Origin of the sequence: Devosia sp., from assembly GCF_034675085.1 — a bacterium.
Taxonomy (GTDB): Bacteria; Pseudomonadota; Alphaproteobacteria; order Rhizobiales; family Devosiaceae; genus Devosia.
On sequence record NZ_JAUCDN010000092.1, the window covers coordinates 1 to 11,133 of the forward strand.

At 63.7% G+C, this 11,133-nt stretch carries 14 protein-coding genes; 1 reads left to right on the forward strand and 13 read right to left on the reverse strand.

The window, feature by feature from the left end; genetic code table 11:
* From VDP82_RS07770 to VDP82_RS07810, 9 genes are all read right to left on the reverse strand, one after another.
* A partial coding sequence (locus VDP82_RS07770) for an ATP-binding cassette domain-containing protein (protein WP_323014286.1) occupies positions 1 to 623 on the reverse strand: 623 nt, incomplete at its 3' end.
* Between the two features lie 3 nt (positions 624 to 626).
* Positions 627 to 1,751 (reverse strand): ABC transporter permease, encoded by a 1,125-nt coding sequence (locus tag VDP82_RS07775; protein WP_323014287.1) that lies wholly within the window; start codon positions 1,749 to 1,751, stop codon positions 627 to 629.
* A gap of 53 nt (positions 1,752 to 1,804) precedes the next feature.
* Entirely contained in the window at positions 1,805 to 2,755 is a 951-nt protein-coding gene (locus VDP82_RS07780; RefSeq protein WP_323014288.1) for a sugar ABC transporter substrate-binding protein, read from the reverse strand.
* 270 nt (positions 2,756 to 3,025) lie between these two features.
* Positions 3,026 to 3,481 (reverse strand): MerR family transcriptional regulator, encoded by a 456-nt coding sequence (locus tag VDP82_RS07785; RefSeq protein WP_323014289.1) that lies wholly within the window; start codon positions 3,479 to 3,481, stop codon positions 3,026 to 3,028.
* 24 nt (positions 3,482 to 3,505) lie between these two features.
* Entirely contained in the window at positions 3,506 to 3,817 is a 312-nt protein-coding gene (locus VDP82_RS07790; protein WP_323014290.1) for an integration host factor subunit alpha, read from the reverse strand.
* 122 nt (positions 3,818 to 3,939) lie between these two features.
* Positions 3,940 to 4,917 (reverse strand): beta-ketoacyl-ACP synthase III, encoded by a 978-nt coding sequence (locus VDP82_RS07795; RefSeq protein WP_323014291.1) that lies wholly within the window; start codon positions 4,915 to 4,917, stop codon positions 3,940 to 3,942.
* Positions 4,914 to 5,984: a phosphate acyltransferase PlsX gene (gene plsX / locus VDP82_RS07800; protein WP_323014292.1), complete on the reverse strand. Its 1,071-nt coding sequence runs from the start codon at positions 5,982 to 5,984 to the stop codon at positions 4,914 to 4,916. The genes VDP82_RS07795 and plsX overlap by 4 nt, the downstream gene beginning before the upstream one ends.
* A gap of 79 nt (positions 5,985 to 6,063) precedes the next feature.
* Complete coding sequence (locus VDP82_RS07805) at positions 6,064 to 6,615, reverse strand: DUF177 domain-containing protein (protein ID WP_323014293.1); 552 nt, start codon at positions 6,613 to 6,615, stop codon at positions 6,064 to 6,066.
* Complete coding sequence (locus VDP82_RS07810; protein WP_323014294.1) at positions 6,612 to 7,148, reverse strand: ubiquinol-cytochrome C chaperone family protein; 537 nt, start codon at positions 7,146 to 7,148, stop codon at positions 6,612 to 6,614. The genes VDP82_RS07805 and VDP82_RS07810 overlap by 4 nt, the downstream gene beginning before the upstream one ends.
* 149 nt (positions 7,149 to 7,297) lie before the next feature.
* Between VDP82_RS07810 and VDP82_RS07815 the strand changes: the two genes are divergently transcribed.
* Entirely contained in the window at positions 7,298 to 7,747 is a 450-nt protein-coding gene (locus VDP82_RS07815; RefSeq protein WP_323014295.1) for an outer membrane protein assembly factor BamE, read from the forward strand.
* A gap of 68 nt (positions 7,748 to 7,815) precedes the next feature.
* On the opposite strand, the gene nusB is transcribed toward VDP82_RS07815, so the two are convergent.
* From nusB to glyA, 4 genes are all read right to left on the reverse strand, one after another.
* Positions 7,816 to 8,310 carry a transcription antitermination factor NusB gene (nusB, locus tag VDP82_RS07820; protein WP_323014296.1) on the reverse strand — a complete coding sequence of 165 codons (495 nt, stop codon included), beginning with the start codon at positions 8,308 to 8,310 and terminating at the stop codon, positions 7,816 to 7,818.
* 101 nt (positions 8,311 to 8,411) lie between these two features.
* Positions 8,412 to 9,518, reverse strand: a complete 1,107-nt coding sequence (gene ribD, locus VDP82_RS07825) for a bifunctional diaminohydroxyphosphoribosylaminopyrimidine deaminase/5-amino-6-(5-phosphoribosylamino)uracil reductase RibD (RefSeq protein ID WP_323014297.1) — start codon at positions 9,516 to 9,518, stop codon at positions 8,412 to 8,414.
* Positions 9,515 to 9,991, reverse strand: coding sequence for a transcriptional regulator NrdR (gene nrdR / locus VDP82_RS07830; protein ID WP_323014298.1), 477 nt, complete (start codon positions 9,989 to 9,991; stop codon positions 9,515 to 9,517). The genes ribD and nrdR overlap by 4 nt, the downstream gene beginning before the upstream one ends.
* A 9-nt stretch (positions 9,992 to 10,000) precedes the next feature.
* Positions 10,001 to 11,133, reverse strand: a 1,133-nt coding sequence (glyA, locus tag VDP82_RS07835; RefSeq protein WP_323014299.1) for a serine hydroxymethyltransferase, incomplete at its 5' end; no start/stop codon positions are given.

Consider the following 11,133-nt stretch of genomic DNA (forward strand, 5'->3'; position numbering starts at 1 on the left):
CGCACATTATGGGTGATGAAGACGATGCCGACGCCGGTCTTGCGCACCCTGTCGATGGTGGCCAGCACATTGGCGGTCTGGCGCACGCCCAGGGCCGAGGTGGGCTCGTCCAGGATCAGCACCTTGGCGCCGAAATAGACGGCGCGGGCAATGGCGACCGACTGCCGCTCGCCGCCCGACAGGGTACCCACCGCCTGATTGGGCTCGCGCAGGCTGATGCCCATGCGCCGCATCTCCTCCATGGTGACGCGATTGGCCATTTTCATGTCGAGAAAGCGAAACGGGCCCCATTGGCGGCGGGGTTCGCGCCCCATCCAGAAATTGCGCGTCACCGACATCAGCGGGATCATTGCCAGGTCCTGATAGACCGTGGCCACCCCCGCCTCCATGGCGTCGCGCGGACTGGCAAACTCTACCTTCTGTCCGGCGACACGGATTTCGCCCGCGCTGGGCTTATGCACCCCGGCCATGGTCTTGATGAAGGTGGACTTGCCGGCGCCGTTGTCGCCCAAAAGGCAGTGGCACTCGCCGGGCATGACCGACACAGAAACGCCGTTGAGGGCGATCACCGGCCCGAACTGCTTCTTGATGTCGATAAGCTCGATCAGGGGCGTGTCGGCCATGGCTCAGCGCTCCCCTGTGATGAGGCGGCGGATATAGGTGTTCAGGATCACCGCCAGCAGCAGGATGACGCCGAGAAAAACGCGGAAGAGCGAGCTTTCCACCCCGGCAAAGAACAGGCCCTGCTGCACCACGCCGAAGATCAGCGCCCCCAGCGCCGCCCCGATCACCGAGCCATAGCCACCGGTCAGCAGCGCCCCCCCGATCACCACGGCGATGATGGCCTCGAATTCCTTGAGCAGGCCGCGGTCGGCGGCAGCGGAGCCGAATTCCATCACCTGGCAGGTGGCGAACACCGTGGCGCAGAAGGCCGAAAACACGAACATCAGGATTTTGACCCGGTCCACCGGCACACCGACATAGCGCGCCGCCTTGGCGTCGCCCCCGGAAGCATAGATCCAGTTGCCGAAGCGGGTCCGCGTCAGCAGCACATGGGCGAAGATGATGAGAGCGAGCGCCCAGACCATCAGCATCGGGATACCGTCCACCACCGGCAGGCCGGCCTTATTGCCGGCCTGGAACTTGGCGATCACGCCGATATCGGCCAGCCAGGTGAAAACGAAGCCCAGCACCTTGCCACCAAACAGCGCCGCGAGCCAGTCGCCCTGCGCCGCCTCGCGTACGCCGCCGATAATGGTCTGGCGGGTGGTGGAAATCGAAAGATAAATGGTCAGCCCGCGCAGCACATAAAGCGAGGCCAGCGTGACGATGAAAGAGGGTAGCCCGGTCTTGATGACCAGATAGCCATTGGCCGCGCCCACCAGCATGGCAACGGCGAAAGCGGCCAGGATGGCCGCCCAGATCGGCCAGCCCCAATGCACTCCCAAAAGGGCGATGACGATACCGGCGAAGCCGATCATCGAGCCGACGGACAGATCGAATTCCCCAGCGATCATCAGAAGGCACGCGCCCACCCCGATAATGGCGAACTGCGCCGAGACCACGCCCCAGTTCATGATGCCGTCGGGGGCGAACATGCCGGTGCCGCCGGCAACGATGGCGAAATAGATGAAAACCAGCACGGTGCCGGCCATGGCGCCCAGTTCGGGGCGCACGAAGGCGCGCCGCCAACGCGATTGCTGCTGCATGCGCTCGTCGGGCGGCGGCGCCGTCCCGGATTGCTCATCCATGGGTCACTCCTCCGGAGAAAGGAGCCGCACCGGTGCGCGGCTCCCCGTGGATGTCAGCGATATTGACCCGCATATTGCTCGACCAGGGCGATATTGTCCTTGGTGATGAAGCCGGGGCCGGAATTGATCGAATTGCCCGGAACCACACCGTAGCGAGCCAGGTTGGTGAGGATGATCACCGGCAGGTAACCCTGCAGGAAGGGCTGCTGGTCGATGGCGAAGTTGATCGTACCCGCCTTGATCGCCGTGGCGATTTCACCGGACAAATCGAAGGTGCCGAAGAAGATGGCGCCGGCCTTGCCATTGGCGTCGAGCGCGGCGATCGTGGGATGCGCCGAGGTCGGGCCCAGGGTCAGGATGCCATTGATGTCGGGATTGGTCTGGAGATAGGCGGCGACCTTGGACTGGATTTCACCCGGGTCCTGGCCCGCGTCGATCATCTGGTTGCCCAATTCCACGCCAAGTGCGTCGGCGAAACCCTGGCAGCGCTCAACCGAGGCCGGGTTGGTGATGTAGTGGTTAACGCAAAGGAAGCTGGTGACCCCGGCTGCCTTAGCTTTCTCCCCGGCCCCGAAACCTGCGTCATACTCGGGCTGGCCGACATGGAGGAGCGCGCCGATTTGCTTGGATTGCTCGATGGTGCCCGAATTGATGGTGATGACCGGAATGCCGCGCGCGACCGCATCGGAGAGCGGCCCCGACAGCACGTCGAAATCGGCGATGGTGGAGATGATGCCATTGGGATTGGATGCCGCCGCCTGCTCGATGATGCGAGCCATGTCGGCAAGGTCGCCGGTGGGAGGATTGCGATATTCCACCGTCACGTCCATCTGCTCGCCCGCCAGGGCGATGGCATTCTTGATCGTGTTCCACCAGCTATCCGAATCCGGCGCGTGCGAGACCAGCACGAAACGCTCGCCATCGGCGGCGGCAGGAATAGCCATGGCGGGCAGCGTCGCAGCAGCCAGCGCCAGGGCGGTCAAACCCTTGAATAGAATATTCATCGAATTCCTCCCTCGTTACAGGATTGGCACGGAACTATTACGCCGTTTTTCAATCCTTGCGAAACAAACATTCCATTTTCACCCGATAACGTCAAGCGGGAGCGTGAGCCAGCCACCCGAAGTGATCGGGCACTTCGGCTGGATGGTTGAAGGATGCATGGAATATTATCGGCGCCCCGTCTTCCAGGGGCGCAAGGGGCGTGGAACATTCATTCTAAATTTTGCGATGCATGGCGATGCGCCGCCCAAACCAGTGCCGGCGTCGCGCGCTCAGGTTTCTCTCGCGCGCTCCAGGAGGCGCTTGCATTCGAGCAGTTCGCGCATGACATCGGAAAGCTTGTCACGAGAGTCGCGATCGAGAGCCGGACTCGCCAGCATCACCGCTTCCTCGACCTGGGCCTCATCGCCGGCGGCCTCCGCCTGCTCGATTATGGGCAGGAGTTCTTCGAGCGGCCGGCCCTCGCCCACGGCGATGACATAGCGGCTGCCCTGATCCTTGAGGATGCGCTGCACCCCCTTGATGGTGAAACCCTGATCGTAGAGCAGATGCCGTATGCCGCGCAGCAGCATGACGTCTTCGGGGCGATAATAGCGCCGCCCACCGCCGCGCTTGAGCGGCTTGATGGTGTTGAACCGCGTTTCCCAGAAGCGCAGGACGTGTTGGGGCAAATCCAGCTCTTCGGCGGCTTCGGAGATCGTGCGGAAGGCGTCTGGCGACTTATCCACGGAGGCAGAGACTCGCTGGATGGCTTATTTTCCAGAGCGAACCATAGATTTGTTAATCTTGGACTTCAACACATTGGACGGCTTGAACACAAGAACCTGTCGCGGAAGGATCGGCACCTCCTCGCCCGTCTTGGGGTTGCGGCCGATGCGCTCGTTCTTGGAGCGGACCTGGAAGGAGCCGAAGGAGGAGAGCTTGACGTTGTGGCCCTCGATCAACGCATCGGAAATAAGCTCGAGCACCCGCTCGACCAGTTCGGCCGACTCGGTCCTCGACAGCCCCACCGAGCCGTAGACCGCTTCGGCCAGGTCGGCCCGCGTTACCGTCTTCTGCGTCATTCGAACCCCCGTTTCCCCGAAAGGTCTGATCCCCTCGCCCGGTCGGCCTAGCGCCGTCTCTTCGACTTGGAAAGACACTAACGCCTTGAAACGGCTAAGGTCAATCGGCCGGGAAGCGACTGTTACCAGCGGATGAGCGAGGCTCCCCAGGTGAATCCGCCGCCCATGGCCTCGATCATCACGAGGTCGCCGGGCTTGATGCGACCATCGGCCACCGCGACGCTGAGCGCCAGCGGAACCGAGGCGGCCGAGGTGTTGGCATGCCGCTGCACCGTGGTCACCACCTTTTCGGGCGGCAGGCCGAGCTTGGCGCCCGCCCCGTCGATGATGCGGCGATTGGCCTGGTGCGGCACGAACCAGTCGAGATCGTCCACCGTATAGCCGGCCTTGGCCAGCGCGTCATAGACGACGTCGGTGATCTTGCCCACGGCGTGGCGGAACACTTCAGGGCCCTGCATATGAACATGACCGGTGGTGCCGGTGGTGGAGGGCCCGCCATCGACATAGAGCTTGTCCCAATGGTGGCCGTCGGAGCGCAATGCGGAGGAGAGGATGCCCCGCTCGGGCGCATCATCGGCCAGTTCGACCTTTTCCACCACCGCGGCGCCGGCGCCATCGCCGAACAACACGCAGGTGGTGCGGTCGGTCCAGTCGAGCAGGCGCGAAAAGGTCTCGGCGCCGATGACCAGGGCGCGGGTCGCCAGACCGTTCTTGATATAGCTGTCGGCCGTGGCCACGGCATAGACGAAGCCGGAACAGACCGCCTGGATGTCGAAGGCCATGCCGTGATGGATGCCCAGCTTCATCTGCACCAGCGTCGCCGCCGCCGGGAAGGTGTAATCCGGCGTGGTGGTGGCGACGATGATGAGGTCGATATCGTCGGGCGTGACCCCGGCGGCAGCCATAGCCTTCCTGGCCGCTTTTACCGCAAGGTCGGAGGTATATTCGCCTTCGGCGGCGATATGGCGCTGCTCAATGCCCACGCGCTGGCGAATCCACTCGTCGGAGGTATCGACCATGGTGGACAATTCGGCGTTGGTCAGCACTTTTTCAGGCAGATATCCGCCTACGCCACGAATGATGGTACGCGTCCTGGTCACGCCGATCCTGCCTCGGTTTCTGCTTCGGGCTGGGTGGAGTCGACCTTCACCGGGAAGCGCTGCATGGTGTCGCCGATCTTGTCGATCAGCTTGCTGCGGGCCATTTCATAGGCAAGGCTGAGGGCGCTTTTGTAGCCCACCTCGTCCGTGCCGCCATGGGATTTGATGACGATGCCGTTGAGGCCCATGAACACGCCGCCATTGACGGTGCGCGGGTCCATCTTGCGGCGCAGGGCATTGAGAGCCGATGAGGCGAGAAGCGCGCCCAGCTTGCTCAGCCAGGTTGCGGTCAGCGCATTGCGCAGATAGGCAGCGACCTGGCGGGCCGTACCCTCGGCGGTCTTGAGCGCGATATTGCCGACGAATCCCTCGGTTACTACAACATCCACAGTGCCCTTGCCGATATCGTCGCCCTCGACAAAGCCGTGATAGGTAAAGCCCGAACCGCTGGCCTCGGTGAGAATGCGGCCGGCTTCCTTGATGGATTCGAGCCCCTTCACCTCTTCGGTGCCGACATTGAGCAGGCCAACGCTGGGCGATTCGTCGTCGAAGAGGCACCGCGCCAGCGCCGAGCCCAGAATGGCGTAATCCACCAACTGCCTTGCGTCGGCGCCGATGGTGGCGCCCATGTCGAGCACGATAATGTCGCTGCGCAGGGTCGGCCAGATGGCCGCGATGCCAGGGCGGGAGATCCCCTTCATCGGACGCAGGCAAAAGGTGGCCATGGCCATCAGCGCACCCGTATTGCCGCCGGAAATGGCGACATCGGCCTCCCCGTCCTTGACTGCCTGGATGGCCATCCACATGGACGAAACGCCCTTGCCCTTGCGCAGGGCCTGGCTGGGCTTTTCATCCATGGCAATGACGATATCGCAATGGCGTATGGTCGAGGCGGGCTTGAGCGCGGGAAACTCCTCGAGCAGCGGCGCGATCTGCTCCTGGCGCCCATGGAAGATGAAGCGGGTATTCTTGCGCTCGCGCAGCGCCAGATAGGCTCCGTGGATCACCGCGCGCGGGGCATTGTCGCCGCCCATGGCATCCACTGATATGGTTATCGTGTCGGTCATTTCAGCCCGTTATGAGCCCCGGCGAGGGAGCGGTCAAACATATCCCATCAAGGGGTCCGCGCAAGCCCGACCCGCGATGCTAGCGTTCATTATCGGTGGACTTCTTGAGCTTTTTGAGGGCCGCGAAGGGGCCCGCCTCTTCTTCGCCAAGGTCCAGCCCCAGGCCGTCGAGGCTTTCTCCTTCCCGTCGCGGATAGGGGTCGATGGCCAGCGCCAGCGTTTCCACCAGCAGTGCCGAAAGGTCCACTTCCGGGCCGTCTATGTGGTCGGGAAAATCGTCATCTTCAAGGTCGATGAACACCTCGGGGTCGCTGGTGTGCTTGTGGCCATGCGGCTCGGGCAGGAAAACACGGTCGATTTCCTCGTCGACATGCTGGCCCACCGGCTCGAAGGTGACGACCGAAGGCTGGACGATATCGGCTGTCAGCCGGCCCTGGGCACGAATGCCTCCCCGCAGGGGCACGACGCTGAGGCGGGCAGAAAACGAAATGACGGCGCTGAGCCGGAGTGCTTCGGCGAGAGTGGCCCGAGCCTTTTCGTCCAGATCGACCGAAAGATCGCGGCCGGTGGCCGGCAGCCGGTCGATGCGCACTACAGCATCAAAGAGCGGCGCCTGTCTCGCTGCGGTCATGCGGGCACTCCGAAACGGATCGTGCCGCCGGCGATTGCCTCCACCGGCTGGCCGGCGAGAACAGCATCTTCGGCCATAAGATAGTCGGCCAGCGCCTCGACATGGGGACCTTCCTGGCCATCGAAAATATTGCGCGAGAGCACTTCCTGGAGAGCGGCCGCATCCTTGCCGTCCATGGCCGCGCTCAATGCCGCCAGAAGCCCGAAAAAGATGTTGCCCATTTTCTGGATCTTCTTGGGCACCCCGAGATCGGTGACGCCCATCTCGCGCAGGGAGCGGTCCATGTCCTTGAAGAACACGTCGAACACGGCCTGGCTGAAATCCTTGTGCTTGCCGTTCTCCCCGCGCAGACGGCGGAAAAGCAGCGCCATATGCAGGCTGATCATGTCGAAGCGCCCCGTCACCGTGTCGGGCACCTGCCAGTCGGCGTAAAAGCGCGGCTGACGGGATTGCGCCACAATGGCGTTATAGATGGCGTAGACGGGTTCGGTGTCGGTGCTCTTGCGGAACAGGGATTGGATTGCGCTCAGCATTTCGATCGGCCTAAGAGGGACGGGCTGGCCCAGGGGACCAATGCCGGCTTGCCAGACAGAGAGGTTGGCAGATACACCTTGCGGCGGCTATAAGGGCCGCCATCTCATCGTCGAGCCTATAGTCGAGAGCCATCGGGAAAGTCAAATTCATGCCCTTGCGTATCGCCACCGGTTCCGTAGCACCGCTTGCCGCCGCGGCCCTGCTTGCCCTGACGCTGGCGGCGTGCAGCAGCAGCACCTCGCTCATCAGCAAGCGCACCCAGGGCTATGAGATTTCCGAAAGCGCCATGGCCCAGATTCGCCCCGGACAGAGCCAGCAATTGGTGACCATGGTTCTGGGCTCGCCCCAGTCCACCAACACCTTCGGGGACCAGTCTGCATTCTATTATGTCGAGACCAAGGTGCGCCAGACCGCCTTCGGCATGACCATGATCGACTCGCGCACCGTGCTGGTCGTCTATTTCGACAAGAACAAGAAGGTGGTGGACAAGGCCGTCTATGGGCTCAAGGACGGCAAGACCGTCGCCATCGAGAGCCGGCGCACGCCCTCCTTCGGCGAAGACCGCACCTTTATCGACTCCATCCTGTCGAGCTTCTGAGGACGCCATCTCGGCAAAACAAAGCCCCGGTTTTCCGGGGCTTTTTATTTTCGTCACTCGGATCGGGCTCAGGGCGCCTTTTCGATATCGACGCCGGATGCACGGGCAATGGCGTCGAGCGCGGCATTGACGAGGCCGGTGGCGTCATCCTCATAAAAAGCCTTGGCCACGTCGACATATTCAGTGATGACGACACGCGCCGGAATATCCTTGCGGCGCAAAAGCTCGAACGCCGCGGCGCGTAGAATGGCGCGCAGCGTCGCATCGACCCGCTCCACCGGCCAGCCCTCGGCAAGGGCCTTGTCTACGGCGGGGTCGATGGCCAACTGATGCTTGGTGACGCCGGAAACGATCTGGCGGAAGAAATCGGCATCGGCGGGAAGATATTGTTCGCCTTCCACCTCGCGCCCCAGATGAAACGCGCCGAACTGGGCCAGCGTATCCTCCAGCGTCGCGCGTCCCACATCCATCTGATATAGCGCCTGCACAGCGGCAAGGCGGGCGGCTCCGCGCTGGTTGGCGGGGCGTTCGGAGCGGGGATCACGTTTGGGGGCGTCGGCCATGACTGCTTTCATCTATGCTGGGTGGCCGCTGGGCCGGGCTGCCACGGGCAGCAACGCACCCCCATAATCGCCCGCGCCGGGAACTTCAACAGGCTGTGCGCTCAATGCGGCCGCGCGGCCCGCTCATAGATCATCAAATTGTCGCCGCCCAGCGCCTCGCGCTCGCAGCCGACAAAGCCTTGCGCCGCCAGGACGTCGGTGAAAACCTGGCCTGGAACAGCCGACACCGCTTCGGGTCCGAGGACACTGGTGCCGGTCAGCAGCACGACGCGATCGACAAGACCGGTGTCGAGCAGAGCGCCGACCAGGCGTTGCCCGGGCTCGACAAGGAGGTTCTGAATCCCCTTTTTCGCCAGGGCTTGCATGGCCTTGCCCAGATCGGGCCGCCCCTCGGCACCCGCAACCCGGATGACTTCGACTGACACCGGGGCGTCGACGGTAACCGAATTTTCCGCAAGGATCATAGTGCGATAGCCGGAAAAGCCGCCAATCAGATTCACCTTGCGATCAATCCCACCGGCACCCGCCAGAACGACACGCAGGGGCGTGTCCGCAGCCAGCCCCGGCAGGGTGACGGCAAGGGCCGGATCGTCCTGGCGGGCCGTGGCCGCACCCACCATCACTGCGTCGGAGCGAGCCCTCAGCATATCCATCCATTGCCGTGCGGCAGGGCCGACATGGCGCTCATATCCCGCGCCCACCTGCCCGATCATGCCATCGGACGACATGGCCAGCATGGCGGTGACATGGGGACGACCAGCCGTGTGGCGCATGATATGGCCGACATGCAAGGCCCGTGAGGGTGCGTGATCGGCCAGGATGGCCTCGACGCCGGCAGATTCGAGCTGGGCGAGGCTGGCGCCGGCAGTGCGCGGATCAGAGTCGGCAACGCCGATCACCACCCGCATGATGCCGGAACGGATGATTGAGGCCACGCATGGAGGCGTGCGCCCCCAATGCTGGCAGGGCTCCAGCGTCAGGTAAAGCGTGCTGCCCGCCGCCTCGAACCCGGCGGCGGCGATCGCCTCGGCGGCGGCATGCGGCCGCCCTCCCCGCCCGGTCACGGCCCGTGCCAGGACGGTCTGGCGCGAGGGCAAAACGATGAGTGCGGCAACGGCGGGATTTTCCGCCGTCGTGCCCTGGAATGGCGTCGCATAGCGCACCGCAGCGTCCAGCCAGCGCCGGTCCTCGGGCAAAAGCGCGCTCAATCCTCTTGCCCCGTTTCCCCCTGCCCTTGGGCAAGCTCGGCCAGGAAATTGCGGAAATCGTCGGCGGCGGAGAAGTTCTTGTAAACCGAGGCAAAGCGGACAAAGGCCACGTCATCGAGCCCCTTCAGGCCCTCCATGACATACTCGCCGATCTGGTCGGAGGTGATTTCGACATCGCCCAAACTTTCAAGCTGGCGGACGATGCCGGAAATCATGCGCTCCACCCGCTCCGGCTCCACCGAGCGCTTGCGCAAGGCGGTATAGACGGAGCGGGCGAGCTTTTCGCGGTCGAAGGGCACCTTGCGGCCCGACTTCTTCACCACGGTCAAGTCGCGCAGTTGCACGCGCTCGAAGGTGGTGAAGCGGCCGCCGCATGCATTGCACACGCGGCGGCGGCGAATGGCGCCGGAATCCTCGGTGGGCCGGCTGTCCTTCACCTGGGTATCGTCGTGGCCGCAATAGGGGCAGCGCATGGCGGCTCCTTACCTGCTGTAGATCGGGAAACGGTCGGCGAGCACCTTGACCTTGGCGCGCACATCGGCTTCCACGGCGCCGTTATTGTCCTCGCCATTGGTCTTGAGGCCATCGAGGACTTCGATGATGAGCTCGCCGATTTCCTGGAACTCTGCTTCGCCGAAGCCGCGCGTGGTGCCGGCGGGCGTCCCCAGGCGCACGCCGGAGGTGATGGCGGGCTTTTCCGGATCGAACGGCACGGCATTCTTGTTGCAGGTGATATGGGCGCGCCCCAGCGCGGTCTCGGTGGCCTTGCCGGTCAGCCCCTTGGGGCGCAGGTCGACCAGCATCAGATGGTTGTCAGTGCCCCCCGAGACGATATCGACGCCGCCCTTGACCAGCGTATCGGCCAGCACCTTGGCATTGGCGACGACCTGGGCGGCATAGCTCTTGAATTCGGGCGAGAGCGCTTCCTTGAAGGCCACGGCCTTGGCGGCGATGACGTGCATCAGCGGCCCACCCTGGATGCCTGGGAAAATGGCCGAATTGACCTTCTTGGCGATGTCGTCGTCATTGGTGAGGATCAACCCGCCACGCGGCCCGCGCAGGGTCTTGTGGGTCGTCGTAGTGGCCACATGGGCATGCGGGAACGGGCTGGGATAGGCCCCGCCGGCCACGAGCCCGGCCACATGGGCCATGTCCACGAACAGGATAGCCCCCACCTCATCGGCGATGGCGCGGAACTCGGCCCAGTCCATGACGCGCGAATAGGCCGAGAAGCCGGCGACGATCATCTTGGGCTTGTGCTCGCGGGCTAGCTGGCGCACCTGGTCCATATCCACGCGCCCGTCCTGCTTGTGCAGGCCGTACTGGACGGCGTTGAACCACTTGCCGGACTGGTTGGGCCTGGCGCCATGGGTCAGGTGCCCGCCGGCATCCAGCGACATGCCCAGAATGGTGTCGCCGGGCTGGATCAGCGCCTGATAGACGCCCTGATTGGCCTGCGAGCCGGAATTGGGCTGCACATTGGCGTGGGCAACGCCGAAAAGCTGCTTGGCGCGCTCGATGGCCAGCGTTTCGGCCACGTCCACGTATTCGCAGCCGCCGTAGTAGCGCTTGCCCGGATAGCCCTCGGCAGATGTGTTGGTCAGCACGGAGCCCT

Coding starts and splice junctions, on each gene's coding strand:
- VDP82_RS07775 (WP_323014287.1), bottom strand. CDS start 1,751: ATGGATGAGCAATCCGGGACGGCGCCGCCGCCCGACGAGCGCATGCAG.
- VDP82_RS07780 (WP_323014288.1), bottom strand. CDS start 2,755: ATGAATATTCTATTCAAGGGTTTGACCGCCCTGGCGCTGGCTGCTGCG.
- VDP82_RS07790 (WP_323014290.1), bottom strand. CDS start 3,817: ATGACGCAGAAGACGGTAACGCGGGCCGACCTGGCCGAAGCGGTCTAC.
- plsX (WP_323014292.1), bottom strand. CDS start 5,984: ATGACCGACACGATAACCATATCAGTGGATGCCATGGGCGGCGACAAT.
- VDP82_RS07805 (WP_323014293.1), bottom strand. CDS start 6,615: ATGACCGCAGCGAGACAGGCGCCGCTCTTTGATGCTGTAGTGCGCATC.
- VDP82_RS07810 (WP_323014294.1), bottom strand. CDS start 7,148: ATGCTGAGCGCAATCCAATCCCTGTTCCGCAAGAGCACCGACACCGAA.
- VDP82_RS07815 (WP_323014295.1), top strand. CDS start 7,298: ATGCCCTTGCGTATCGCCACCGGTTCCGTAGCACCGCTTGCCGCCGCG.
- nusB (WP_323014296.1), bottom strand. CDS start 8,310: ATGGCCGACGCCCCCAAACGTGATCCCCGCTCCGAACGCCCCGCCAAC.
- nrdR (WP_323014298.1), bottom strand. CDS start 9,991: ATGCGCTGCCCCTATTGCGGCCACGACGATACCCAGGTGAAGGACAGC.